The sequence below is a fragment of the Pseudomonas sp. LBUM1668 genome (assembly GCF_059695715.1).
In genome coordinates, this window is sequence record NZ_CP166787.1 from 3,258,433 (window position 1) to 3,282,670 (window position 24,238).

At 58.1% G+C, this 24,238-nt stretch carries 24 protein-coding genes and 3 tRNA genes; 19 read left to right on the forward strand and 8 right to left on the reverse strand.

From position 1 onward, the window contains the following. Positions 1 to 104 precede the first annotated feature (104 nt). The 9 genes from ACA061_RS14580 (at position 105) to ACA061_RS14620 (ending at position 5,880) form a co-directional block, all read left to right on the forward strand. Entirely contained in the window at positions 105 to 1,742 is a 1,638-nt protein-coding gene (locus tag ACA061_RS14580) for an ATP-binding cassette domain-containing protein (protein WP_497299476.1), read from the forward strand. A gap of 71 nt (positions 1,743 to 1,813) precedes the next feature. Further along, entirely contained in the window at positions 1,814 to 2,044 is a 231-nt protein-coding gene (locus tag ACA061_RS14585; RefSeq protein WP_497299477.1) for a hypothetical protein, read from the forward strand. A gap of 121 nt (positions 2,045 to 2,165) precedes the next feature. Next, the gene (locus tag ACA061_RS14590) at positions 2,166 to 2,396 is read left to right on the forward strand and encodes a hypothetical protein (protein WP_150615477.1); all 231 of its coding nucleotides are present in this window, start codon (positions 2,166 to 2,168) and stop codon (positions 2,394 to 2,396) included. Between the two features lie 260 nt (positions 2,397 to 2,656). Further along, positions 2,657 to 2,941: a hypothetical protein gene (locus ACA061_RS14595; protein ID WP_150615476.1), complete on the forward strand. Its 285-nt coding sequence runs from the start codon at positions 2,657 to 2,659 to the stop codon at positions 2,939 to 2,941. A 450-nt stretch (positions 2,942 to 3,391) separates the two neighbouring features. Next, complete coding sequence (gene folE, locus ACA061_RS14600) at positions 3,392 to 3,949, forward strand: GTP cyclohydrolase I FolE (RefSeq protein WP_047301436.1); 558 nt, start codon at positions 3,392 to 3,394, stop codon at positions 3,947 to 3,949. An 82-nt stretch (positions 3,950 to 4,031) separates the two neighbouring features. Next, entirely contained in the window at positions 4,032 to 4,574 is a 543-nt protein-coding gene (locus ACA061_RS14605) for a DUF3833 domain-containing protein (protein ID WP_210552846.1), read from the forward strand. Next, on the forward strand, positions 4,571 to 5,281 hold the full coding sequence (locus tag ACA061_RS14610; RefSeq protein WP_210552847.1) for an SDR family oxidoreductase: 711 nt from the start codon (positions 4,571 to 4,573) through the stop codon (positions 5,279 to 5,281). The genes ACA061_RS14605 and ACA061_RS14610 overlap by 4 nt, the downstream gene beginning before the upstream one ends. 14 nt (positions 5,282 to 5,295) lie before the next feature. After that, on the forward strand, positions 5,296 to 5,601 hold the full coding sequence (locus tag ACA061_RS14615; RefSeq protein WP_150602380.1) for a DUF6482 family protein: 306 nt from the start codon (positions 5,296 to 5,298) through the stop codon (positions 5,599 to 5,601). A 36-nt stretch (positions 5,602 to 5,637) separates the two neighbouring features. Further along, positions 5,638 to 5,880: a hypothetical protein gene (locus tag ACA061_RS14620; protein ID WP_224450865.1), complete on the forward strand. Its 243-nt coding sequence runs from the start codon at positions 5,638 to 5,640 to the stop codon at positions 5,878 to 5,880. A 40-nt stretch (positions 5,881 to 5,920) separates the two neighbouring features. Here ACA061_RS14620 and ACA061_RS14625 read toward each other — a convergent pair. The 7 genes from ACA061_RS14625 to ACA061_RS14655 all read right to left on the reverse strand — a co-directional run bounded on the left by ACA061_RS14625 (position 5,921) and on the right by ACA061_RS14655 (position 10,089). Then, positions 5,921 to 6,007 (reverse strand) — tRNA-Leu (locus tag ACA061_RS14625). 196 nt (positions 6,008 to 6,203) lie between these two features. Next, positions 6,204 to 6,277, reverse strand: a tRNA-Cys gene (locus ACA061_RS14630). 45 nt (positions 6,278 to 6,322) lie between these two features. Further along, positions 6,323 to 6,398 (reverse strand) — tRNA-Gly (locus tag ACA061_RS14635). Positions 6,399 to 6,458: 60 nt separating this feature from the next. After that, positions 6,459 to 7,019 (reverse strand): CDP-diacylglycerol--glycerol-3-phosphate 3-phosphatidyltransferase, encoded by a 561-nt coding sequence (gene pgsA, locus ACA061_RS14640; RefSeq protein ID WP_150592577.1) that lies wholly within the window; start codon positions 7,017 to 7,019, stop codon positions 6,459 to 6,461. Positions 7,020 to 7,051: 32 nt separating this feature from the next. Continuing rightward, complete coding sequence (gene uvrC / locus ACA061_RS14645) at positions 7,052 to 8,875, reverse strand: excinuclease ABC subunit UvrC (protein ID WP_042562105.1); 1,824 nt, start codon at positions 8,873 to 8,875, stop codon at positions 7,052 to 7,054. Between the two features lies 1 nt (position 8,876). After that, positions 8,877 to 9,518 (reverse strand): response regulator transcription factor GacA, encoded by a 642-nt coding sequence (gene gacA, locus ACA061_RS14650; protein ID WP_016984198.1) that lies wholly within the window; start codon positions 9,516 to 9,518, stop codon positions 8,877 to 8,879. 127 nt (positions 9,519 to 9,645) lie between these two features. Continuing rightward, entirely contained in the window at positions 9,646 to 10,089 is a 444-nt protein-coding gene (locus ACA061_RS14655; protein WP_210552850.1) for a GNAT family N-acetyltransferase, read from the reverse strand. Between the two features lie 639 nt (positions 10,090 to 10,728). On the opposite strand from ACA061_RS14655, the gene ACA061_RS14660 reads away from it, so the two are divergent. Next, a complete protein-coding gene (locus tag ACA061_RS14660) occupies positions 10,729 to 11,805 on the forward strand; it encodes a 3-deoxy-7-phosphoheptulonate synthase (RefSeq protein ID WP_150615473.1) in 1,077 nt (358 codons plus the stop codon). Positions 11,806 to 11,859: 54 nt separating this feature from the next. On the opposite strand, the gene ACA061_RS14665 is transcribed toward ACA061_RS14660, so the two are convergent. Then, complete coding sequence (locus ACA061_RS14665; protein WP_497299478.1) at positions 11,860 to 12,939, reverse strand: hypothetical protein; 1,080 nt, start codon at positions 12,937 to 12,939, stop codon at positions 11,860 to 11,862. A 336-nt stretch (positions 12,940 to 13,275) separates the two neighbouring features. Here ACA061_RS14665 and ACA061_RS14670 point away from each other — a divergent pair, with 336 nt between their 5' ends. The 9 genes from ACA061_RS14670 to hbdH all read left to right on the forward strand — a co-directional run bounded on the left by ACA061_RS14670 (position 13,276) and on the right by hbdH (position 24,230). Continuing rightward, a complete protein-coding gene (locus ACA061_RS14670) occupies positions 13,276 to 14,145 on the forward strand; it encodes an esterase/lipase family protein (RefSeq protein ID WP_150615471.1) in 870 nt (289 codons plus the stop codon). A gap of 96 nt (positions 14,146 to 14,241) precedes the next feature. Beyond that, positions 14,242 to 14,523 carry a peptidylprolyl isomerase gene (locus ACA061_RS14675; protein WP_150615470.1) on the forward strand — a complete coding sequence of 94 codons (282 nt, stop codon included), beginning with the start codon at positions 14,242 to 14,244 and terminating at the stop codon, positions 14,521 to 14,523. A gap of 133 nt (positions 14,524 to 14,656) precedes the next feature. Beyond that, on the forward strand, positions 14,657 to 16,525 hold the full coding sequence (locus tag ACA061_RS14680; protein ID WP_210699917.1) for an extracellular solute-binding protein: 1,869 nt from the start codon (positions 14,657 to 14,659) through the stop codon (positions 16,523 to 16,525). After that, positions 16,525 to 17,586 carry a microcin C ABC transporter permease YejB gene (locus tag ACA061_RS14685; RefSeq protein WP_150602444.1) on the forward strand — a complete coding sequence of 354 codons (1,062 nt, stop codon included), beginning with the start codon at positions 16,525 to 16,527 and terminating at the stop codon, positions 17,584 to 17,586. The genes ACA061_RS14680 and ACA061_RS14685 overlap by 1 nt, the downstream gene beginning before the upstream one ends. Then, entirely contained in the window at positions 17,586 to 18,608 is a 1,023-nt protein-coding gene (locus tag ACA061_RS14690; RefSeq protein WP_150615468.1) for an ABC transporter permease, read from the forward strand. The genes ACA061_RS14685 and ACA061_RS14690 overlap by 1 nt, the downstream gene beginning before the upstream one ends. 9 nt (positions 18,609 to 18,617) lie before the next feature. Then, a complete protein-coding gene (locus ACA061_RS14695) occupies positions 18,618 to 20,192 on the forward strand; it encodes an ABC transporter ATP-binding protein (RefSeq protein WP_497299479.1) in 1,575 nt (524 codons plus the stop codon). A 166-nt stretch (positions 20,193 to 20,358) separates the two neighbouring features. Further along, positions 20,359 to 21,774, forward strand: coding sequence for a sigma-54 interaction domain-containing protein (locus ACA061_RS14700; protein WP_497299480.1), 1,416 nt, complete (start codon positions 20,359 to 20,361; stop codon positions 21,772 to 21,774). 283 nt (positions 21,775 to 22,057) lie between these two features. Further along, on the forward strand, positions 22,058 to 23,449 hold the full coding sequence (locus ACA061_RS14705; RefSeq protein ID WP_150592047.1) for a GntP family permease: 1,392 nt from the start codon (positions 22,058 to 22,060) through the stop codon (positions 23,447 to 23,449). A gap of 7 nt (positions 23,450 to 23,456) precedes the next feature. Next, positions 23,457 to 24,230: a 3-hydroxybutyrate dehydrogenase gene (hbdH, locus tag ACA061_RS14710; RefSeq protein WP_210552857.1), complete on the forward strand. Its 774-nt coding sequence runs from the start codon at positions 23,457 to 23,459 to the stop codon at positions 24,228 to 24,230. Positions 24,231 to 24,238: the final 8 nt, after the last annotated feature.

Below are 24,238 nucleotides of genomic sequence, written 5' to 3' on the forward strand. Positions count from 1 at the left end.
TCAGGATGATCGCAAACGTGAACAACCCGGCCTTCTAAAAATGTAATCGCGACTTGCCGCTTATTAGCGCTTGTCAGTTTTCACGACATTTTCTGGAGGTGCCGATGACTCACGTCTCGCGTACGCCTGCACTCGTCTCCCTGAATCAAATGGGCTTTCAATTCGCCAATGGCGAGACGATTTTCAACGACCTCAATCTCAAATTCGATCATCTGCCGACGGCTATCGTGGGTCGCAATGGCGTCGGCAAAAGCGTGCTCGCGCGGCTGATAGCCGGACAATTGCAGCCTGGCACCGGCAGTTTGGTGCGTTCAGTTTCGGTGAATTACGTTGCGCAAAACTTCGTCGCCTCCTGCGGGCAAACAGTAGCCGACGCAACAGGCACGGCGCCGGGACTCGCGGCGCTCGAGCGGCTGGAGATGGGTTGCGCCAGTAGCGAGGATTTCGACCTCATCGGCGAACGCTGGGATTTACCGGAGCGCTTGCGTCAGCGACTGGATGAAGCCGGACTGCCCGACATCGTTGCCACCGACCTGACGCAAACGCTCAGCGGTGGCCAGCAGGCCCGAATCGCCCTGATCGGTGCGCTGCTGAACCCCGTGCAATTACTGGTGCTGGATGAGCCGACCAACCACCTCGACAGCGCGGGTCGGCAATGGCTGTTGAAAACACTGGAAGCATGGCGCAGTGGCCTGATTGTCGTCAGTCACGACCGCCAGTTACTGGAACAGATGCGTCGAATTGTCGAACTCACGCCATTGGGGGCGACTGTCTTCAGAGGGCGCTATTCAGAATTCACTGAACAGCGGCAGATCCATCAAGCTGCGGCGCAGGCAAAGCTCGATCAGGCCCGAGTCGAACGCCAGCGCCAGCGTGCACGACTGCAACGCGAGCACGACACAATCCAGCGGCACGCCGCCAGCAGTCGACGCGACGCACAGACCGCCAACATGGCCGGCTTCGAACGGGCGGCGATGAAAGCGGCTGCGCGGGAAATCATGGGCCACGTGCGCCTTGGCCAGCAGTCACATAAAACCGATCTCGATACCCGGGTGCGAGACGCCTTCGCGAAGGTCCTACCTGACGGCGGCGTCTTGATCAATCTGCCGGGAAGCATCGTGCCGAGCACGCGCCAGGTCTGCACGCTGATCGACGCCCGTTTGCCGTGGCTACCGGTTGACGCGCCATCGACACGGCTGAACCTCGCCATCCACGGGCCGATGCGCATTGCGGTCAGTGGTCCGAACGGCTGCGGCAAATCGACTTTGTTGAACCTGCTAAGCGGTGAACTGAAGCCACTGTCCGGCGCCTGCTTCGCCCATGTGCCGTTGGCTTTCCTCGATCAGCAACTGACGTTGCTGGATGATCGTATGTCTATCGTTGAACAGCTGAAGGAGCAACAAACACCGCTGAGCGAAGGCACGTTGCGCAGTTACCTGGCACACCTGCAACTCAACGCGCAACGCGTCACCCTGCCCTGCGGTTCACTCAGTGGCGGTGAACGCCTGAAAGCCGCGCTTGCTCTGGCGTTATGGCGCCAGACACCCGCGCAATTACTGCTGCTCGATGAGCCGACCAATCACCTTGATCTGACCTCGGTGGAAGCTTTCGAGCAAGCCTTGCAGACATTTCCCGGGGCGATTGTGGCGGTTTCCCACGATCAGGCGTTTCTACGGGCGTTAAACCCAACCCATGAACTGCAGTGGCACGCCGAAGGATGGCGCCTGCAACCGACGAATTGACCTGACTGTTTTTTGCACAATTGCTTAAGGCTTCTATAGTAGATGTGACACGAATCAACTGCGGTGACGCCATGGAAGACATTTTCGTCGTGAAGCGTTGCAACAAGATCATCATTCACGGGCGACGCGCCACTGATAGCCAGCATGATCCCGCAGAAGCCAAGAGCTGGTTTCGCATCTGCGATACTCGCACTGGCGGTTTCATTGGCGATGGCTACGACGTGGAAGGGGACGCCCGAGACGAATGCAAGCGTCTCAACGCAGCCAGTTCAACCACACCGGCCCGACAGTTATCAAGCTGATGCCGATCAGCAGCGGGTCTATACTGAAACCAGCTGAAGGAGCAGCGCCCCATCGGCAGAAAGCTCGCAACTCGCGGGCTTTTTGCTGCCGCTCAGCGGTTTCAAAGTACGGAGGTGTTTCATGTCCGAAAAAGAGTCCATCACCACCCTCCTCACCCTGCTCGACGCCCGGCAGGCGCGCCTCGCGGCCGCTTGCAAAGAGATAGCCGACTGGGTCGATCATCAAGGCGGGCACCCGACAGCCCTGCGCATCCGCGATCGCCTGAATGACATCGAAAAAGATACTCCGCTGATCCGCAACTCACTGTCGGCGCTAAAGCCTATTGATCGGCCACTGCCTCGCTTCAGATGACAACGGGTTTTCAGCGGTAATCACCCGAGGTGGCACGAGTGTCACTGAAATCCTGCTTGGGCGCGTTTTATCTGGATTGTGAACTGGCGTGGTTCTTTTCACATAACCATCACATCTGCTGGCCTACAGTAGCGTCACTCCTTTAGAAACACCCCTCTCACCCGCCCGCATGCGGGTGTTTTTTTGCCTGCCGAAAACCGCCCCGAACGTCGTTGTATTGAAATGGTCAAAATCTATACACGTCACGAAGGAGACAGTGCATGGTCATCCATTTCAACGTCGACGGGCACCTGGCCTGTGGTCACAAAGGCGAACAACTGAGCGCGAGCAAAGAACTCAATCGCGTGAAATGCCGCAGTTGCCGCAATACCGATGCCTTCAAACAAGCAAGAAAAGACCAGCGCAACGCGGCCCGCCGCACCGCGCGACACGCAAAAACCTCACACGGCCCAGCAAACTGGCGCGCCGAATGGATTGAACGGCTGACGACGATGGTCGGACTTCAGCGGCTGCCCCGCGGCTTTAGCGGACAAGCCTTTGTTTAGGACAGCATAAAAAGGGCCGATTCTCTCGGCCCTTTTTTCGTGTCTCTGCGTAGATCCATCGCCTCACATTCGACGGGTCGAAGAATCAAAGAGACGCATCATTCACGCGTTCGTCAAACGCGTTGCTATCGCCTGCTTCACCCTTCTGAGCATTAACACTGAACTCAGGTTCGCCGCCGATACCGCGATGGTTGGCGGCACTGCCATGTAAGTGTTTCCCATCCCAGGTTGTAAGTGCACGTCGTGAGCATTGGCTTCCGAGAAGCTATCCGAGCAACCTCATACATCTGCGATGTGAAGTTTTCGCATCTGCACAAAAAGATTGCCGATTCATTGTCAGATGATTTTTTTCAGCCTATCTTGAATAAAACCTATACAGCGCACTTAGCGGCGTACAACTTTTTAGCTATGGATTGGCCCTCACCCATACCAACGCCACGAGACACTTCAATGAACCCACTACTAGCCAGCCATTACCGTGAAATTCTCGTCGGCGTCGGTGAGAACCCCGAGCGCGAGGGGCTGTTAGACACGCCCAAGCGTGCCGCCAAAGCGATGCAGTATCTGTGCAATGGCTACACGTTGAGCCTGGAAGACGTCACCAACGGTGCCTTGTTCGAGTCGCAGAGCGATGAAATGGTGATCGTCAGCGACATCGAGCTTTATTCCTTGTGTGAGCACCACATGCTGCCCTTTATCGGTAAGGCGCATGTGGCCTACATCCCCACCGGCAGGGTGCTGGGGCTATCAAAGGTCGCGCGAGTGGTTGATATGTTCGCGCGTCGCCTGCAGATCCAGGAAAACCTCACCCGGCAGATTGCTGAAGCCATCCAGCAGATCACCGATGCCGCCGGTGTGGCGGTGGTCATTGAAGCCAGGCACATGTGCATGATGATGCGCGGCGTAGAGAAGCAGAATTCGGTCATGACTTCCTCCGTAATGCTGGGCGCCTTCCGTGATAGTTCGACGACGCGGCAGGAGTTTCTGCAGCTGATCGGACGGCGATAAACCTATACAGGGCCTGCCCATTGTACAAGCCCATAGTTCGAAACTTCACACTCGTCACCTTTGTACTTCAGGGAGTAAGGCAATGACCCGATTTCTACTGATACTGGCAATGGCCCTCAGCGTCGGGAGTTGCAGCAGTGTGGATGTCGCCCGTTATGCGGATCAGCAACCGGCATTGAATCTGGAGCATTTTTTCAGCCAGCCCGTCAAAGCCTGGGGGATGTTTCAGAAGCGCAGCGGTGAGGTTGTCAAGCGCTTCGAGGTCAACATCGTCAGCCACCGCGAGGGCAACAACCTGATTCTCGACGAGCGCTTCAAATACAGCGACGGCACACGCCAGCGCCGCGTCTGGACCCTCACGCCCGAGGGCCAGGGGCGCTGGAGCGGTCGCGCGGATGATGTGGTGGGTGTCGCCAAGGGCCAAATCGCTGGAAACACGCTGCACTGGCGTTATCGCCTGAACCTCCCGGTCGACGACTCGACCTACGAAATGAGCATGGACGACTGGATGTACCTGATGGACGAGGACACGTTGATCAACCGCACCGCTATGTCCAAGTTCGGGGTAGAGGTCGGCCTGGTGACGCTATTCTTCCGTCGCCAGGGCGCCGGAGCGAGCCAATGAATCGCGTATTGACCATGGCCTCGCTAGGCGACGGTTATCGCGCGCTGGTGATCGGCGCCAGTGGAACCCTCGGCACGGCTTTTTGCGAACAGCTCGAACAGGATCCGCTCTGTGCCGGCGTTCGCGCGCTGGGGCGCCATACCGTTCCGGAGCTGGACCTTGAACGACCCGAAACGATTGCCAGCGCCGCCACCGAGCTGGCATCCGAAGCACCGTATCAACTGATCGTACACGCGGCCGGCCTGCTCCATCGCGACGGAATCAAGCCGGAAAAAAGCCTCAGTGCAATTGAGCCGGAGGCGCTTCAGACCGTGTTTCAAGTGAACGCGCTGGGGCCGGCATTGGTGCTGCGCCACTTTCTGCCGCTGCTCGATCCTATGGGAGCGATGGCGATGCTTTCGGCAAAGGTCGGGAGCATTGGCGACAACCGTTTGGGCGGCTGGTACGCCTATCGCGCCTCCAAGGCTGCACTGAACATGCTGATCAAGACCGCCGCCATCGAACTGGCACGCACTCGCCCGCAGAGCCGCTTGCTCAGTCTGCACCCAGGCACGGTTGTCTCGGGGTTGTCGCAACCTTTCCGCGGAGCCTCCAGTGCCCGGCCGGCAGACATTGCCGCGGCCCAATTACTGACCTTGATAGACCAGTTGACGCCGGCCGACAGCGGCCATTTCTTTGCTTACGATGGAGAACGCCTGCCCTGGTAGGCAAGGAGTGAAGCATGAACCTGAAGACCCTCACCGAACACGCGGCCAACAGCGAAATACGCGAGCTGGAACTGCTGTCACTCGAAGGTGGTTTTTATCTGGCACGGATTCGCCTGGACCACGGCAAGTTCACCTTGCTTGATGATGCGACCAAGCCGATGCACCTGCGTTCGATCACCCACCTGCGTGACTTGCTGCAAACCGTCCCTGCATTTCCTTGCGTGCTGGTGCAGCAATGCGTGCACGACGAAATGTGCGGCAGGGATACAGGGCCTGTCGAAGAACTGCGCCTTCCGTTTTCGCTCACCACGCCATTATGAATCGGACAACGCCGAGTTCCACTGAATGAATGTTACGTGCCGGTTGCGCCTGAATTCCGCAAGCAAAATTTCAAATTCGGGATACGAGCAAAAGCGAAAGCGGGCGAAGAGGAGCCAACAGAGAGCATCCACGCAGCTCGAGGCCAGTTAGGGCATGCATCTGTCGGGCTGAAAGAACAGGATATCCGGACGCGTAAGGGCATGAAGGTAACCCCCTACGAAGTGACAGAAGGGCAGGAATTGCATAAAAGATTTTTTGATTGCGGAAAAAAGAACTAAGGGCTTGCATGAGGTATGTCATGCAAGCTCTTGATATAGATGGTGCCCGAAGCCGGAATCGAACCGGCACGCCCTTACGAGCGGGGGATTTTAAGTCCCATGCGTCTACCAGTTTCGCCATTCGGGCGGTAGCGCTGTGTTGCTGTTTCCAGCGGCTTGCTCGCAATCCTGACAGGATGCAGGCTCCAGCAGCCGAGCGGGAAATATATACATCACTTCCCGGTGAAGCAAGTTCGCAATGGCCGTTTTTCAAGACTAAATCTTGCAACGCACTGCAAATAAAAAAGCTCCGTAAATCATGGATCTACGGAGCTTGTTTATAGTGGAGGCCGAGGTCGGAATCGAACCGGCGTAGGTGGATTTGCAATCCACTGCATAACCATTTTGCTACTCGGCCTCAAAGCATCTGCTGTCAGTAGCACAACAACAAACACGTACAAATTGGAGCGGGAAACGAGACTCGAACTCGCGACCCCGACCTTGGCAAGGTCGTGCTCTACCAACTGAGCTATTCCCGCTTGGTGATGCGCATTCTATAGAATTAAGAAGCTCCGTCAACCCCTTGATTCAAAAAAGTTTTATTTCTTTTCTACATCAGTCTTCAGATGCGGCCAGGCGGCGCGCAGGTATTGAACCATCGACCACAAAGTCAGGCCTGCCGACACCAGGAGCAAGGCGTAACCCAAGATAACCCAGAAGTTGAAGTCCTTCGGATGAGCTAACAGAATCACCAACGCGAGCATTTGCGCTGCGGTTTTCCATTTGCCGAGATTCGATACAGCCACGTGGGCGCGCGCACCGAGTTCGGCCATCCATTCACGCAGTGCCGAAACGACGATCTCGCGACCGATAATTACCGCCGCTGGCAGCGTGAGCCAGAGGTTGCCGTGCTCTTGAACCAGCAGCACCAGCGCAACGGCGACCATGAGTTTGTCAGCGACCGGATCAAGAAACGCTCCGAACGGAGTGCTTTGCTCCAGGCGCCGCGCCAGATAACCATCCAGCCAGTCCGTTGCTGCCGCAAAGGCAAACACCGAGGCGGAGGCCATGTAGCTCCACTGATATGGCAGATAGAACAGCAGAATGAAGATCGGGATGAGCAGGACGCGTAGAACGGTAATCAAATTAGGGATATTCATCGGCACAACTGGCTACGAGGTGAAGGGGCATTCTACTCGCTATGCAGGTTCGCATAAATCGACTCTGCGAGCTTTTTACTGATCCCCGGGGCTTTCGCTATCTCTTCGATGCTTGCACGAGTCAGCTCCTGCAATCCACCAAAATGTTTCAACAAGTCGCGACGTCGGGTCGGCCCTACTCCAGCAACGCCTTCCAGCGTTGACGTACGGCGGGTTTTGCCACGACGTGCCCGGTGTCCCGTAATTGCAAAACGGTGCGCTTCGTCGCGTATCTGCTGAATCAGGTGCAGCGCCGGCGAGTCACCGCGCAAGGTGAACTCGTGCGCCGCATCATTCAGATACAACGTTTCGAAACCCGCCTTGCGCGTTGCACCCTTCGCGACACCGAGCAGGATCAAATCCGGTACGGCCAATTCATTAAGCACGTCGCGAGCCATCGATAGCTGACCCTTGCCACCGTCTACCAGCAGAATGTCCGGCAACTTACCCTCGCCGTCCTTGAGTTTGCTGAAACGGCGCGTCAGGGCCTGGTGCATGGCGGCGTAATCGTCGCCCGCCGTGACACCTTCGATGTTGTAGCGACGGTAATCCGATTTGATCGCGCCTTCCGGACCAAAGACCACGCAGGAAGCGACCGTCGCCTCACCACTGGAGTGACTGATGTCATAACACTCAAGCCGTTGCGGTGGCTCATCCAGGTTCAGCACTTCAGCCAAGGCCTCAAACCGCGCCGCTGTGTGCTGACGATTGGCCAGACGCGCACCCAAAGCCTGCTCGGCGTTGGTAACAGCCAATTGCTGCCAACGCGCGCGCGTGCCACGTACCCGATGACTGATGGCCAGTTCGCGACCACGCAATTCATGGATCGCCTCGATCACCGTCGGAAAGTCTTCGTGCATCACGTTGACGATCAGCTCGCTGGGCAGGTCGCGCTCCGGGCTGCTGATGAAGTAATGACCTAGAAACGCCGCCATGACTTCAGAAACGTCTTCATCAATCCCGACCTGCGGGAAGAAGTTCTTGCTACCCAGCACGCGCCCGCCACGGACGCTGATCAAATGCACGCAGGCGCCGCCCGGGTTGACGAAGGCCGCGATGACATCGATATCGCCCGTGCCCCCCTCCATGCTTTGTTGATCCTGCACACGGCGCAGCAGAGCGATCTGATCACGCAACTCGGCGGCGCGCTCGAATTCGAGGTTGATCGCCGCCTCTTCCATCGCACTGGACAGCTCGTTGGTCAGCGCATGACTGCGCCCTTCGAGGAACATCACCGAATGACGCACGTCGTCAGCATAAACATCAGGCTCGACCAGCCCGACGCAAGGCGCCTTGCAACGCTTGATCTGATATTGCAGGCACGGGCGGGTACGGTTCTTGTAGTAACTGTCTTCACACTGACGGACGAAGAACGTTTTCTGCAGCAGGCTCAGACTTTCACGGATGGCGCCAGCACTTGGATAGGGCCCGAAATATTTGCCCTTGGCCTTCTTTGCCCCACGATGAATGCTCAAACGCGGGAATTGGCCATCGGACAAAAATACATACGGATACGATTTGTCGTCGCGCAACAGAATGTTGTACGGCGGCCGCCATTCCTTGATCAGCGTCTGCTCTAATAGCAGCGCCTCGGTTTCATTGGCGGTGATGGTCGTTTCGACCTGAGCAATGCGTCCGACCAGTGCAGCCGTCTTCGGCGCCAGGCCGGTTTTGCGAAAGTAGCTGGCCAGTCGCTTCTTGAGGTTCTTGGCCTTGCCGACATACAACAGGCGCGCATCGCTGTCGAACATGCGGTACACGCCGGGGCGCCCGCTGACGGTCGACAGAAAGGCACTGGAATCGAATGTTTCAGTCATGTCAGAGGCTGGCATCAACCATGCCGTGACGAACCGCCAAAAGTGTCAACTCGACGTCGCTGCTGATCGAAAGCTTCTCGAAAATACGGTAGCGATAGGTGTTCACGGTTTTCGGTGAAAGACACAACTTGTCGGAAATGATCTGTACCTTCTGGCAGCCGACAATCATCAATGCGATCTGGATTTCGCGCTCGGACAAGGCATCGAAGGGTGAGTCATTGGACGGCTGAAAGGACTTGATCGCCAATTGCTGGGCAATCTGCGGGCTGATATAGCGCTGCCCGGCAAATACCAGGCGAATGGCCTGGACCATTTCCGGCAACCCGGCGCCCTTGGTCAGATAACCCGCTGCGCCAGCCTGCAGCAACCGTGTAGGAAAAGGATCCTCTTCACACACTGTAACCGCGACCACCTTGATGTCTGGATGACTGCGCAGCAGTTTGCGCGTGGCCTCCAGTCCGCCGATGCCAGGCATCTTGACGTCCATCAGGACCACATCGGGTTTCAACTCTCGGGCCTTGATCAGGGATTCTTCCCCGGACTCGGCCTGGCCAACCACCTGCAAGCCATCAATATCGGCCAGCATCCGTGTAATGCCCGTACGAACCAGATCATGGTCATCGACCACTAGCACCCTAATCAAGCAGACACCTCGCGATATGGTCTTATTGGGATGCCGGACACCTTAGCAAAAAGTGCCCGACAGACCTAGCGGCAAGCTTCATTTAAAAAGTTTCAAACGATCATTCAAGGCTTGCCGGCCGTGGGTTTCAGAGCACAGGTGTACTGATATCGAGCTGCATTCGCAGGAAACACTCATCCTCGCCTTGCACGTGTAGGCCTTTTCGCTCATACAATTTCTTTGCCGGATTATTTTCGAATACCGTCAGACGTAACGCCGGACGCCTTTCCTGTCGGGCCATGCCTATAACCTGATCGATCACCCAGGATCCTGCGCCCTGCCCCCGAAAGGCTTCAGCCATTTGCAATTCACGAATATACAGCGCCCGCACATCCCGACTCAGACTGAAAAAACCCGCCGGTACGTCATCAAGCACTATCAGCCAGTTTTCACGCCCCGACCATGCCACGTCGAACGCCTCGTCCTGCCACAACAGCTCATGATGAATGTAGTAATGCAGCATGTTCTGACAGGTGAGAGCGCGGGCAAACACCAAGTCTTCAGGTGTCGCGCGACACATACGAAATCTCATCTTGCCTCCATCACGGACTTGCCCGCTCCTGCCATCTGCGGGTAACAGCGGAGTGTGTCACAACACATGCCGGACTCAAGCGATAGGTGTTTCATTGGCTGCTCGATAGCATTTTCTGATTGCTGAGGCGTATAGGCCTCTAGTAAGCTCGGCGCATTCATCGGAGACAGACCATGTTCAACGCCCTCTCACAGCTTCATACCGCCAGCGCCCTGCGCTCGGTTGCGGCTGCCCGGGCGAATGACGTTTGCGCTCCAGTCAGCTTTTATTTTGGGTATTGGTTTAGCCACTGGCGCGCCTGATACCCACATGGCGCCCAAGTAAACGGGTCGCCTACCAGAGATTTCTCAACCCCCGGTCGGCCTCCCGACCGGGGGTTTTGTTTTTTCAGGCCACAAACTTTTCAGCAACACAACAGACACTTTTGAGGATTCACGAAATGAACTACGCCACTTATTACCGTTACGACAGCTTTAGCGCCTGGCGATTTACCAGCCTCCGCTCGGGACAGCCTGCCGCCTCCGATCGGTCACCTACAGGTGGCAAACCCGAACACGTAGCCAATACGGCCAATTGTCGAACACCCCAGTAGGGCCGAGCGAGCGGGAAGCACCCGCCGCCTGCCCAGGAAGACCGAATATGAACTCGTCCGTTTCTGCACTGCCATTGTCCACCCACACTTGCGCCAACGAAGCCCTGACCCTGCGTCTGCCGAGCTCGTTGCAACTCAAGCAGCAATTGCCATTGAGCCATGCCTTGAGCCGCCAGGTCGCCGCCCACCGCCAAGCGGTTCGCGCGATCCTCAACGGCGAAGACCAGCGCCTGCTGATCATTGTCGGCCCTTGCTCAATCCACGACCCTCAGTCCGCCCTTGAATACGCCGGCAAACTCGCCCGGCTGGCTGAACAAGTCAGCGACGAAATGCTGCTGGTCATGCGCGCCTACGTCGAAAAACCTCGCACCACTGTCGGCTGGAAAGGCCTGGCCTACGACCCGCATCTGGATGGCAGTGATGACATGGCCGGTGGCCTGGCACTGTCCCGCGAGCTGATGCTGGAAATGATCCGACTGGGTTTGCCGGTGGCGACCGAACTGCTGCAACCGATGGCCGCCGGTTACTTCGACGATCTGCTGAGCTGGGTTGCGATCGGCGCACGCACCACTGAATCGCAAATCCATCGCGAAATGGCCAGTGGCTTGAGCATGCCGGTGGGCTTCAAGAACGGCACCGACGGTGGTGCGACCGTTGCCGTTGACGCCATGCGTTCGGCAGCCCACCCTCATCGGCATTTCGGCGTCGACAGCCAGGGACACCCGGCCATCATTCAGACATCCGGCAACCCTGACACCCATCTAGTGTTGCGAGGCGGCCATCAAGGGCCGAATCATGATCGCGAGAGCGTGGCACGGATTCACGCCGAACTGATCCGCCTGAAGATCCCCAGCCGGATCATGGTCGACTGCAGTCACGCCAACAGTGGCAAGGATCCATTGCGCCAGCCAGGCGTGTTCAACGAAGTGCTTGAACAGCGCTTGCAGGGCGATCGTTCGTTGATTGGCATGATGCTGGAGTCGCATCTGTTCGAAGGTTGTCAGCCACTGAGTGCACCGCTGCAATACGGTGTTTCGATCACTGATGGCTGCCTGGGTTTCAGCGCAACCGAGCAACTGCTGCTCGATGCGGCTCAACGCCTTGGCGCGCAAACCAGAGGCTGATAGCAAGACCTGCCCTCCGGTTGGTTAAAAACCGGAGGGAGAATCGTGTCGCAGCTACGCCTCGACCCGCACCAGTGTTACCGCAGAGGCCTGACTGACATCGTCCAGACGCTCGACCGTGTAGGCGACAGAGACGGTCGACCCATGATGCTCACGCCAGAAGCGCTGTGGAACGATGAAAATCAGCGGTTTGCCTGCGGTTTCCCGGGTGATTTCACGGTCATCCCGATGATTGAAATATGCACCGTCGCACTTGAGGTAAACCAACTCACCCTCTTGCGTTTGGGCATTGCCGATCACCACAGTGACGCCATCAATCGAATCCTCCGTCAGTAGCACACCATCCTCAGCTTCCAGTACATCAGGCGCATCCAGCTCGCCTAGCAGCAACGGCGTGATCAGTATTCGCGCTGGCTCGGATTCGCGCACCACTCCACCCTCCTGCTCGATTCGGTAGCGTACCGAAACCTCGGCACCAAGATGTGCCGCGATGAATTCAGGCTCGACCCAAAATGACAGGACATCGGAGACTGCGAAGGTTTCGACTTTCAATCGATCGCTGAACGACAGGGGTGATGCGTCGCCAGACCACATTAGCGAAACCTGATCGCCTGCAGCCATGCGGGCGTATGGCTGCAGCGTGATGAGTACGCCTTCAGCGACACGCGCCGGATCCAGCGTCGCGCCACTTGCACCTTCGACGTGCGGCGCCAGCAACTGCGCCCGCGTATCCCCCACAGACAATTGCAGAGGTGCAGACACTGCGGGCTCGGGCAATGTTGCGCTGACGAGTGTCCAGCGGACCTCCAGTGAGCCGCCATCCAAAGCCGCGACGTGTATGCCCTTGATAACAAAAATGACGTCTTTGCCAACCTGAGCTTCGCTGACGAAGCGCACCATTTCATGCTGATAAGCATAGCCCTCGATATCCAGCCCGTCCCAGCTCAACAGCAGTTGATCACCGCTGGCCATGCCTGGATACGCGGCGATACGGACGACGACCTTGCTTTGCGAGGGGTCCAGGACAGTGCCCTGCAACGCATCGAGCGTTGCTGCTGGCAACAATTCACCTGTCTTGCTGGCGCTGGCTGTGTGGCGCATCCGGTAGCAAAACTCGATCTCATGCGTGTTCATTCGCAATTCCATTCCTTGGGCAAAACGCTATCTTCATTGACGGCGTCGACAGCCAACATTGAACGCGTTTGCGAGCGGTCTCGCTATCAGCCCAATTCGCCGCATCCATGGCGCAAAAGCAATGGGGCCGGTAGGCAACTTACGCAAGATCGAGCAGGTTCCTGCGGGAGACGGCCAGAACTTCCGATTTGGATTTCGACTGTTTCCGAAACTTCTCACGACCACTAGTCCAGATTCAACGGCCAATTGAAGCCTCTTCGTACCTCTTCAACGAGTTGTGTGTTTTAGAGTGGCCCACAGATTCCCCAATGAACTTCTGCGAAAAAAGGTAAGAACATGCAACGGAATGCTGTAACTCGTTATCCCATCCTTCTGGTACACGGCCTGTTCGGATTCGAGCGTATTGGCCATTTCGAGCTGTTTCACGACGTCAAGGTGGCGCTGAAAAACGCTCAAAACCGAGTGTTTGTTCCTCACCTCTCCGCCACCCACAATAACGAAATGAGGGGCGAGCAATTGCTGGCGCAGATTGATCGCGTCCTGCGAGGCACAGGTGTCAGCAAAGTCAACCTCATCGGCCACAGCCAGGGCGCACTGACTGCTCGATACGCGGCGGCGCTTGCTCCGCACGCCGTTGCTTCGGTGACTTCAGTCAGTGGTCCAAACCACGGCTCCGAACTGGCCGACTTCCTGCGCAAGGCTCTGGTTCCGGGTCAGTTGCCGGAAGTGGTCGCGCAAAACGTTGCAACGCTGTTTGCCGACTTCCTTTCACTGCTCAGCGGTAGTGTCAACCTGCCGCAGAACGCGTTGGCGGCGCTCAATGCACTGACCACCGTGGGGGTTGGCGCCTTCAACGACAAATACCCACAGGGGTTGCCCAGCACTTGGGGCGGCGATGGCCCCGGGCAAGTCAATGGCGTGCACTATTACTCCTGGAGCGGAGTGCTACCGGCAAACGGCCTGCCCACTCTCGATCCGATTCAAGGCGTTTACCGGGCGCTATCGCAATATTTCATAACGGAGGGGCAACAGAATGACGGTTTCGTAGGACGCTTCAGCTCCCACCTGGGGCAAGTGATCCGGTCTGACTATCCGCTGAATCACCTGAGCACACTGCGCCGCCCTGCCGATGGCTGCCCCGGCCAACTCGACCCGATTGGTCTTTACGTTGAGCATGCCGCGCGCCTGAAAGCAGCGAATCTGTGATCAGATAGTCGACAATCGCACGGAACTTTGCCGAGAATTCGGCCACTGATTCCGGTAGGCTCCACACTTTACTGAAATAGATTGGAGAGTTTCCCCATGGCTAAAGCCACTGCCCGCCACATCCTTGTTGCCAGCGAAGAAAAGTGCAACGAACTCAAGACCCAGATCGAAGGCGGCGCTGATTTCGCCGAAGTCGCCAAAGCCAATTCCACCTGCCCGTCCAGCCGTCAGGGCGGTGATCTGGGTTCGTTCGGTCCTGGCCAGATGGTCAAGGAATTCGACACCGTGGTCTTCAGCGCGCCGATCAACGTCGTGCAAGGCCCGGTGAAGACCCAGTTCGGTTATCACCTGCTGGAAGTCACCAGCCGTCAGGACTGATCCTTCGTCTGATTGCTATACAACGGCCCGCCTTTTGGTGGGCCGTTGTGTTTCAGTTACACATACGGCTGGCGACTGACGCGCCTCTCGCGTACAACTTGCGCCTATCGATTACCCGGTTCCAAGGCTGACAATGCGACTGGTTTTCCCTACATTGATGCTCACCGCCCTCGCCCTGCTGTCGGGCGCCGCTGGTGTGAACGCTGCACCGCAACATGCGTTGACCGTGTATGGCGAACCCGCCAGATACCCCGCAGACTTCAGTCACTTCGACTACACCAACCCGCTGGCCCCCAAGGGCGGAACGATGCGCCGCTCGGCGCTCGAAATCGGCCACTTCGACCACATCCTTCCTTATATAGACAAAGGCATAGGCGTCAGCCAGATCGACGGCATGCTGTACTCACCGCTGGCACAGCGTTCGATGGACGAGCCGTACACCGTCTACGGTCTGGTCGCGCAAAAAATGGAGCGCTCGGTCGACGGCCTGTCGCTACGGTTCTTTATTAACCCCAAGGCCCGCTTTGCCGACGGTAAGCCGATCACCGCCGAAGACGTGCGTTACACCTTCGATTTGTTGATGACCCAAGGCAGCTTGCGCTATCGCACACAGTTCGCCGACGTCAAAGGCCTCGAAGTGGAAGCACCGCTGACCGTGCGCTTCGATTTCAAAAGCAATGAAAACCGTACCTTGCCACTGGATATCGCGACCCTGCCGGTGTTTCCCGAGCACTGGTGGAAGCGTCGCGATTTTGCCGGCGGCGGTGGTTATGAACCGCCACTGGGCAGCGGACCTTATCGGGTTGGCAAGGTTGACTCGGGACGGAGTATCACGTTCGAGCGCAATGCCGATTGGTGGGGCAAGGATCTGCCGGTCAGCCGCGGTTTGTATAACTTTGATCATTTCAGCATCGAATACTTCGGCGACACCGACGTCGCACGCCAGGTGCTGCGCGGTGGCGCCTATGACTACAACCGCGAGTTTTCCGCCACCGGCTACTCGATCGGTTATGACAGCCCCGCCCTGAGCGACGGGCGGCTGCAAAAAGCCCATCTGGCCACCGAGGCGCCGCAATCTGCCCAGGGATTTGTGTTCAACCTGCAAAAACCGACTTTCCAGGATCGACGCGTGCGTCAGGCATTGGCGATGCTGTGGGATTTCGAGTGGAGCAACCGGCAGATGATGCGCAATCTGTACATCCGCCAGCAAAGCTACTTTTCCAATTCAGATCTGGCGGCGCGGGAGTTGCCCGATGCACAAGAGCTGAAAATCCTTGAACCGTTGCGTGGACAGGTTCCCGACGAGGTCTTCACGAAAGTCTTCGAGGCGCCTAAAACCGATGGCAGCGGCGTGATCCGCGACAAGCAATTGCAAGCCCTCGCATTGCTCGAGCAGGCCGGCTGGAAACCCGACGGCGATCAACTGGTGAATGCCGAAGGCGAGCCGCTGAGTTTTACCTTTCTGGTCAGCCAGAACGGCATCGATCGTCTGTTACTGCCCTACAAGCGCACGCTGAAACAGATCGGCATCGACCTCAACATCCGCCGCATCGACGCCTCGCAGTACGTCAACCGCTTGATGAACCGCGACTACGACATGATCGTCACCGGTTACCCTGTCACTACGTCGCCGGGGGGCGAACTGCTCAACTATTTCGGCTCTGCATCTGCCAACGACCCTGGCGCCAATAACTACATGGTGTTGAAAAACCCTGCTGTGGACACCTTGATCAACGGGCTGATCCGCGCCACGACCAAACCCGACATGCTGCACTACGCCCATGCGCTGGATCGGGTGCTGCAATGGAATTACTACTGGATTCCCAACTACTATCCGCCGGGCAGTTCGACGGTCTGGTGGAACCGTTTCGGCATTCCGTCGGTTCAGGCCAGCAATGACGAAGCCATCGAGAGTTGGTGGGAAATCAGCCGCACGCCGCTGACCAATCAACAGATGACCGCCGAGAAAATCACCCGTGGCAGACCCGGAGGGCCGCGCTGATGTGGGGCTACATACTGCGGCGTTTGCTGCTGATCATTCCGACGCTGGTGATCATTCTGCTGGTCAATTTCGTCATCATTCAAGCCGCGCCTGGCGGCCCGGTCGAGCAGGCGATCGCGCACTTGCAGGGCATTGGCGGGACGAATGTCGGCGGCGGTTCGGGCGAGACCATGAGCGGTACATCACGCGCCAGCCGCGGTCTCGACCCGCAACTGATCAAGGACATCGAAAAACAGTACGGTTTCGACAAACCGGCCCATGAACGCCTGTGGCTGATGTTGAAGAACTACGCGCAACTGGACTTCGGCAAGAGCTTCTTTCGTGGCGCGACGGTCACCGATCTGATTCTGGAAAAAATGCCGGTGACCATCTCGCTCGGGTTGTGGGCGACGCTGATCACTTATCTGGTGTCGATCCCGCTGGGGATCCGCAAAGCCGTGCATCACGGCAGCCATTTCGATATCTGGAGCAGCACGGCGATCATCATCGGCTACGCGATGCCAGCGTTTCTGTTTGCGATGTTCCTGATCGTGGTGTTTGCCGGCGGCACCTCGCTGAACTGGTTCCCGGTGCGAGGTCTGGTCTCGGACAACTTCGAATCGTTGTCGACCCTTGGCAAGATCGCCGACTACTTCTGGCATCTGGTGTTGCCGGTCACCGCGCTGGTGATCGGTGGTTTCGCGACATTGACGATTCTGACCAAGAACTCGTTCCTCAACGAAATCACCCGCCAGTACGTGGTCACGGCTCGGGCCAAAGGCTTGAGCGAGCGCCGTGTGCTTTATGGCCACGTGTTCCGCAACGCGATGTTGCTGGTGGTGTCGGGCATTCCTCAAGCCTTTATCAGTGTGTTCTTCGCCGGTTCCCTGCTGATCGAAGTGATCTTCTCTCTCGACGGTCTCGGCCGCATGAGTTACGAAGCGGCCGTTTCCCGGGACTATCCGGTGGTGTTCGGCTCGCTGTTCATCTTCACCCTGTTCGGTTTGCTGATAAAACTGATCGGCGACCTGTGCTACACCCTCGTCGATCCGCGCATCGACTTCGCCGCGAGGAACGCCTGATGTTAAAGCTCTCGCCCCTGGGTCGCCGCCGCTTCGAGCGTTTCAAGAAAAACCGCCGGGGTTGGTGGTCGTTGTGGTTGTTTATCGGTCTGTTCGTGGTGACGTTGGGCGGCGAACTGATCGCCAACGACAAACCGCTGATGGTCAGCTATCAGGGCGAGTGGTATTTCCCGGTATTCAAACGCCACACCGAACAGGAGTTCGGCGGGCAACTGCCCTTCCAGGCCGATTACCGCAGCGACTACGTGCAGAACCTGATCCGCAAGGACGGTGGCTGGCTGCTGTTTCCACCGATTCCGTTCAGTGACGACACACCCAATTACGACCTCAACAAACCGGCACCCAGCCCACCCACGGCGGTCAACTGGCTCGGCACCGACGACCAGTCGCGGGATGTGTTGGCGCGGGTGATCTTCGGCGCAAGGGTGTCGATTCTGTTTGCACTGATGCTGACGTTTGTCAGCGCCGTGATCGGCATCGCAGCCGGCGCCTTGCAAGGCTATTACGGCGGCTGGGTCGATCTGCTTGGGCAACGTTTGCTGGAGGTGTGGTCCGGGTTGCCGGTGTTGTACCTGCTGATCATCCTCTCCGGTTTCGTCGAACCGAATTTCTGGTGGCTGCTGGGGATCATGGCGCTGTTTTCATGGCTGGCATTGGTGGACGTGGTGCGTGCCGAGTTCCTGCGCGGACGCAATCTGGAATACGTCAAAGCCGCGCGCGCCTTGGGTTTGACTGACCGCAAAGTGATCGTCCGGCACATCCTGCCCAACGCCATGAATGCGACGTTGAGCTACCTGCCATTCATTCTGACCGGAGCGATTTCCACCCTCACCGCGCTGGACTTTCTGGGTTTCGGCATGCCGGCCGGCAGTGCCTCGCTGGGCGAATTGATCGGCCAGGGCAAACAGAACTTGCAGGCACCGTGGCTCGGACTGACGGCGTTTTTCACGCTGGCGCTGATCCTTTCTTTATTGGTGTTCATCGGCGAAGCGTTACGTGACGCGTTCGACCCTCGATCCTGAAGCGTGACCATGACTGACAACCTGATTGAAATCCGTAATCTGAACGTCGCCTTCCATGGTCAGACCGTGGTGCGCGACCTGTGCCTGGATATCCGCCCCGGTGAATGCCTGGCACTGGTCGGTGAGTCCGGCTCGGGCAAGTCGGTAACGGCGCATTCGATCCTGCAATTGCTCCCCGGAAGCGACGCGCATACCAGCGGCAGCATTCGCTATCGCGGGCAGGAACTGGTCGGCGCCGATCCGAAGGTCCTGCGTGAATTGCGTGGCAACCGCATCGCGATGATCTTTCAGGAGCCGATGACCTCGCTCAACCCGCTGCACACCATCGAAAAGCAGATCGGCGAGACGCTGTTGCTGCACCGCGGCCTCGGCGGCAAAGAGGCGCAAAAACGCATCCTCGAGCTGCTCGGACTGGTGGGCATCCAGAAACCCAAAGAGCGGCTCAAGGCCTATCCGCATCAGTTATCTGGCGGCCAACGTCAACGGGTGATGATTGCCATGGCGCTGGCCTGCGAACCAGAATTGCTGATCGCCGATGAGCCAACCACCGCGCTCGATGTCACCGTGCAACGCAAGATCCTGCTGCTGCTCAAATCCCTGCAACAGCGGTTGGGCATGTCACTGCTGTTGATCAGCCACGACCTCAATCTGGTGCGCAGCATCGCCCAGCGTGTCTGTGTGATGAAGGCCGGCGAAATTGTCGAGCAGGCGCCCTGCGAAACACTCTTCACCGAGCCGAAGCATCCTTACAGCTGCGTGCTGCTCAACGCCGAGCCTGATGGCGAAGCGTTGCCCCGTGATGAGCGCGAGAACGTCCTGGAGGTCGAGGATCTACGGGTCGAATTCCTCGTCGGTGGCGGGCTTTTTCAGCGCAAACAATACCTGCGCGCAGTGGACGGCATCAGCCTGAACATTCAGCGCGGCAAGACTTTAGGCATTGTCGGTGAGTCCGGCTCAGGCAAGTCAACGCTCGGTCAGGCGATCCTGCGTTTGCTCGACTCCGAAGGCAGTATTCGCTTCCAGGGTGAAGCGCTCGACAGTCTCAACCAGAAGCAACTGCGACCATGGCGTCGGCAGATGCAGGTGGTGTTTCAGGATCCGTTCGGCAGCCTCAGCCCGCGAATGTCGGTGGCGCAGATCATCAGCGAAGGTCTGGAAGTGCATTGCGAGTCCACCGCCGACGAATGCGACGAACAGGTGATCCGCGTGCTCAAGGAAGTCGGTCTCGACCCGGACAGCCGTCATCGCTACCCCCACGAGTTTTCCGGTGGTCAGCGCCAACGCATCGCCATTGCCCGGGCGCTGGTACTGAAACCGGCGCTGATTTTGCTCGATGAACCGACCTCGGCACTGGATCGCACGGTGCAGAAACAAGTGGTCGCCCTGCTCCGTGATCTGCAGGAAAAACATGGCCTGACTTATCTGTTCATCAGCCATGACCTGGCGGTGGTACGCGCTCTGGCCCACGACATGATTGTGATCAAGGACGGCAAAGTGGTCGAGCGTGGCGCGAGTCATGAGGTGTTTGATTCGCCGCAGCATCCGTATACCAAAGAGCTGTTGGCGGCGGCGCATCCGGGGTAGGCATAATTGGCGCCCGGCTTGAAATCCAGTCGCGGCTATCGCTGGCAAGCCAGCTCCCACAGGGTTTTCGGTCGTTCACAAATGTTGTGTACACCAATGAAACTGTGGGAGCTGGCTTGCCAGCGATGAGGCCAGCACTGGCAACACACATTCAGGATCAGCCTTCATGAACAGCACCGAAAGCCTCAAGGACTACCAACGGGTTCGCACCCTGGCGATCCGCTCGCTGTTCGAGATCATCGAGCAATCGAGTGAAGGCACGGTGATTGTCGATCGCGACGCCAACATCGTCTGGATGAACGAACGCTACGCCCGACGTTTCGGCCTCGAATCTGCTGCAGGTGCGATTGGCAAACCCTGTGAAAGCGTGATCCCCGGCAGTCTGTTGCGTGAAGTGGTGCGCAGCGGGCGGCCGATTCTGCTGGACATGCAGGACACACCGAAAGAGCCGTTGGTGGTGATGCGCCTGCCGATTCACGACGATGCCGGCACGGTGATCGGCGCCATCGGCTTCGCCCTGTTTGATGAGTTGCGCACGCTGTCACCAATGCTCAAGCGCTACCTGAGCATGCAGGAAGAACTGGCCTCGACCCGCTCATTGCTGCGCGCGCGGCAGACCAAGTACAACTTTGCGCACTTCATCGGCACCAGTGCCGCCAGCCTCGAAGTCAAACGTCGCGCTCGCCGTAGCGCCAGTGCCGACTCGCCGGTTTTGTTGCTCGGCGAAACGGGCACCGGCAAGGAGCTGTTGGCCCAGGCGATCCACAGTGCTTCGCCACGGGCACACAAGGCTTTTGTCAGCATCAACAGTGCGGCGATCCCCGAGGCGCTGCTCGAAGCGGAATTTTTCGGTACGGCACCGGGCGCCTTCACCGGCGCTGACCGCAAGGGTCGCACCGGCAAACTGCAGATTGCTCAGGGTGGCACGTTGTTCCTCGATGAAATTGGCGACATGCCGTTGCCGCTGCAAAGCAAATTGCTGCGCGTGCTGCAAGAGAAAGAGTTCGAGCCAGTGGGCTCCAATGAAGTGATCCAGAGCGACGTGCGGGTGATCGCCGCGACATCGACGGACTTGCAAGCGGCAATCAAACGCGGTGAGTTCCGCGCTGACTTGTATTACCGACTCAACGTATTGCCCATCAATGTGCCGCCATTACGGGACAGGCTCGACGACCTGCCAGCGCTCAGCGAAGCCATTCTCGAAGAGCTGCGCAGCCAGCACGAACTGCACCGCGAAGCCTTGGCGTTGCTCGGGCAGCATGCCTGGCCGGGCAACATTCGCGAGCTGCGCAACGTACTGGAACGGGCGGCGCTGCTCAGTGATGATTTGATGCTCTCAGAGAGCGACATTCGTGCGGCAATCGGCACGTTTACACCGGTGGAGCGAACCTGTGCGCCGGTTGTTGAACCATTGGCCGAGGAAACTTTCGCCCAGGCTCGAGAGAGGTTTGACCGACAGTTGATCCAGTCTGCGCTTGTGCAATGTGGGGGCAAGGTGCCGGAGGCAGCGGCTCGGCTGGGGCTTGGGCGGTCGACGTTATACAAGAAGATGGTGGCGTTGGGGATTGCCGAGTCTCAATAGCGAGATAAATATCTCCGATGTGAGACGGCTGAATCAAGATCAAAAGATCGCAGCCTTCGGCAGCTCCTACAAGGGTAATTCGCGTCGCCCCTGTAGGAGCTGCCGAAGGCTGCGAACTTTTGATCCTATAAACGTCTCACTATAGAGACAATGAGCGTGAATTCCTGCAACAAAATCAACCATTCCCCTTACATTTCAATACGTTACGAACTTGGCACGCATCTCGCTATCACTCCTTCCTACATCCGTTTCACCACAAAAATAACAATCGAAGGAGCACACCATGAGTGTGATCATTGCCTTGGCCGCCCTCGCGCTGCTGATGCTCGCGGCCTACCGTGGCTACAGCGTTATCCTTTTTGCCCCGATTGCCGCTCTCGGCGCTGTCCTGTTGACCGACCCTTCCGCCGTCGCCCCTGCCTTCACCGGGGTGTTCATGGAAAAAATGGTCGGTTTCATCAAACTGTATTTTCCCGTGTTCCTGCTCGGCGCCGTGTTCGGCAAGTTGATCGAGCTGTCCGGTTTCTCGCGCTCTATCGTCGCTGCGGCGATTCGTCTGCTCGGCACCAGGCAGGCCATGCTAGTCATCGTGCTGGTTTGCGCTGTACTCACCTACGGTGGCGTTTCGCTGTTCGTCGTGGTGTTTGCGGTCTACCCGTTCGCCGCGGAGATGTTTCGCCAGAGCAATATTCCCAAGCGCCTGATCCCGGCGACCATCGCCCTCGGCGCGTTTTCGTTCACCATGGACGCCCTGCCCGGCACCCCGCAAATCCAGAACATCATTCCCAGCACCTTCTTCAATACCACCGCGTGGGCAGCGCCGTGGCTGGGTGTGATCGGTACGATTTTCGTGTTCTGTGCCGGCATGCTGTTCCTCCAGCGCCAGCGCAACAAGGCCCAGCGTGCCGGTGAGGGTTATGGCACCGAGCTGCGCAATGAGCCGGAAACGGCCGAAGACCTGAAGCTGCCTAACCCGTGGCTTGCGCTGTCGCCGCTGCTGGCGGTGGGCATCATGAACCTGCTGTTTACCCAGTGGATTCCGCAGTGGTACGGCAAGACCCACAGCCTCGCGCTGCCGGGCATGGCCACGCCGGTCACCACGGAAATCGCCAAACTGACGGCGATCTGGGCGGTACAAGCGGCGTTGCTGATCGGCATCCTCATGGTGCTGGTGTTCGGCTTTAAAGCGATTCGCAGCAAATTGGCCGAGGGCAGTAAGAGCGCGGTCAGCGGTGCGTTGCTGGCCGCCATGAACACGGCGTCGGAATACGGTTTTGGCGCGGTGATCGCCTCGCTGCCGGGGTTTCTGGTGCTGGCCGACTGGCTCAAGCAAATCCCCAATCCGCTGGTCAACGAAGCGATCACCGTGACCTTGCTCGCCGGTATCACCGGTTCTGCGTCGGGCGGTATGAGCATTGCCCTGGCGGCGATGTCGGAGCAGTTCATCAGCGCGGCGAACGCGGCGAATATTCCGCTGGAAGTGCTGCACCGGGTGGCCGCGATGGCCAGCGGCGGCATGGACACCCTGCCGCACAACGGCGCGGTGATCACGCTGCTGGCGGTCACCGGTCTGACCCACCGCGAAGCCTACAAAGACATTTTCTGTATTACGCTGATCAAGACCCTGGCGGTTTTCGTGGTGATCGGCACTTTCTACGCCACTGGCATTGTGTGAGGTATTGATGACGACTCTTTCGGGCAAAACCGCACTGGTTACCGGATCCACCAGCGGCATCGGCCTGGGCATTGCCCTCGCGCTGGCCAAGGCCGGGGCCAACGTGATTCTCAACGGCTTCGGCGATGCCGCCAAAGTCATTGCTGAAGTAGCGCAGTCCGGCGGCAAGGTCGGCCATCATCCGGCCGACGTCAGCGACCCGGCGCAGATCGCCGAGATGATTGCGTACGCCGACCGCGAGTTCGGCGGCGTGGACATTCTGGTCAATAACGCTGGCATCCAGCACGTCGCGGCCGTGGAAGAATTTCCGGTCGAGCGCTGGGATTCGATCATCGCCATCAATCTTTCTTCGGTGTTCCACAGCACCCGTCTGAGCCTGCCAGGCATGCGTGCCAAGGGTTGGGGGCGAATCATCAACATTGCCTCCGTCCATGGCCAGGTAGGCTCAACCGGCAAAGCGGCTTATGTCGCGGCCAAACATGGCGTGATCGGGCTGACCAAAGTGGTCGGCCTGGAAACTGCGACCAGTAACGTCACCTGCAACGCTATCTGTCCTGGCTGGGTGTTGACGCCGCTGGTGCAGAAGCAGATCGATGATCGCGCAGCCAAGGGCATCGACCCGCAGCAGGCGCAACATGATTTGCTGGCAGAGAAACAGCCGTCACTGGAATTCGTAACCCCGCAGCATCTGGGCGAACTGGTGCTGTTTCTGTGCAGCGAGGCCGGCAGCCAGGTGCGTGGTGCGGCGTGGAATATTGATGGTGGGTGGTTGGCGCAGTAAGCCGCGCA

Bases quoted from the DNA above. Each gene is read 5' to 3' on its own strand.
- ACA061_RS14680 (WP_210699917.1), top strand. From the start codon at position 14,657: ATGCGACTGGTTTTCCCTACATTGATGCTCACCGCCCTCGCCCTGCTG.
- ACA061_RS14580 (WP_497299476.1), top strand. From the start codon at position 105: ATGACTCACGTCTCGCGTACGCCTGCACTCGTCTCCCTGAATCAAATG.
- ACA061_RS14595 (WP_150615476.1), top strand. From the start codon at position 2,657: ATGGTCATCCATTTCAACGTCGACGGGCACCTGGCCTGTGGTCACAAA.
- ACA061_RS14665 (WP_497299478.1), bottom strand. From the start codon at position 12,939: ATGAACACGCATGAGATCGAGTTTTGCTACCGGATGCGCCACACAGCC.
- ACA061_RS14590 (WP_150615477.1), top strand. From the start codon at position 2,166: ATGTCCGAAAAAGAGTCCATCACCACCCTCCTCACCCTGCTCGACGCC.
- pgsA (WP_150592577.1), bottom strand. From the start codon at position 7,019: ATGAATATCCCTAATTTGATTACCGTTCTACGCGTCCTGCTCATCCCG.
- ACA061_RS14660 (WP_150615473.1), top strand. From the start codon at position 10,729: ATGAACTCGTCCGTTTCTGCACTGCCATTGTCCACCCACACTTGCGCC.
- ACA061_RS14605 (WP_210552846.1), top strand. From the start codon at position 4,032: ATGACCCGATTTCTACTGATACTGGCAATGGCCCTCAGCGTCGGGAGT.
- ACA061_RS14700 (WP_497299480.1), top strand. From the start codon at position 20,359: ATGAACAGCACCGAAAGCCTCAAGGACTACCAACGGGTTCGCACCCTG.
- ACA061_RS14705 (WP_150592047.1), top strand. From the start codon at position 22,058: ATGAGTGTGATCATTGCCTTGGCCGCCCTCGCGCTGCTGATGCTCGCG.
- ACA061_RS14685 (WP_150602444.1), top strand. From the start codon at position 16,525: ATGTGGGGCTACATACTGCGGCGTTTGCTGCTGATCATTCCGACGCTG.
- ACA061_RS14690 (WP_150615468.1), top strand. From the start codon at position 17,586: ATGTTAAAGCTCTCGCCCCTGGGTCGCCGCCGCTTCGAGCGTTTCAAG.
- uvrC (WP_042562105.1), bottom strand. From the start codon at position 8,875: ATGACTGAAACATTCGATTCCAGTGCCTTTCTGTCGACCGTCAGCGGG.
- ACA061_RS14675 (WP_150615470.1), top strand. From the start codon at position 14,242: ATGGCTAAAGCCACTGCCCGCCACATCCTTGTTGCCAGCGAAGAAAAG.
- ACA061_RS14655 (WP_210552850.1), bottom strand. From the start codon at position 10,089: ATGAGATTTCGTATGTGTCGCGCGACACCTGAAGACTTGGTGTTTGCC.
- ACA061_RS14615 (WP_150602380.1), top strand. From the start codon at position 5,296: ATGAACCTGAAGACCCTCACCGAACACGCGGCCAACAGCGAAATACGC.
- hbdH (WP_210552857.1), top strand. From the start codon at position 23,457: ATGACGACTCTTTCGGGCAAAACCGCACTGGTTACCGGATCCACCAGC.
- ACA061_RS14695 (WP_497299479.1), top strand. From the start codon at position 18,618: ATGACTGACAACCTGATTGAAATCCGTAATCTGAACGTCGCCTTCCAT.
- ACA061_RS14610 (WP_210552847.1), top strand. From the start codon at position 4,571: ATGAATCGCGTATTGACCATGGCCTCGCTAGGCGACGGTTATCGCGCG.
- ACA061_RS14670 (WP_150615471.1), top strand. From the start codon at position 13,276: ATGCAACGGAATGCTGTAACTCGTTATCCCATCCTTCTGGTACACGGC.
- folE (WP_047301436.1), top strand. From the start codon at position 3,392: ATGAACCCACTACTAGCCAGCCATTACCGTGAAATTCTCGTCGGCGTC.
- ACA061_RS14585 (WP_497299477.1), top strand. From the start codon at position 1,814: ATGGAAGACATTTTCGTCGTGAAGCGTTGCAACAAGATCATCATTCAC.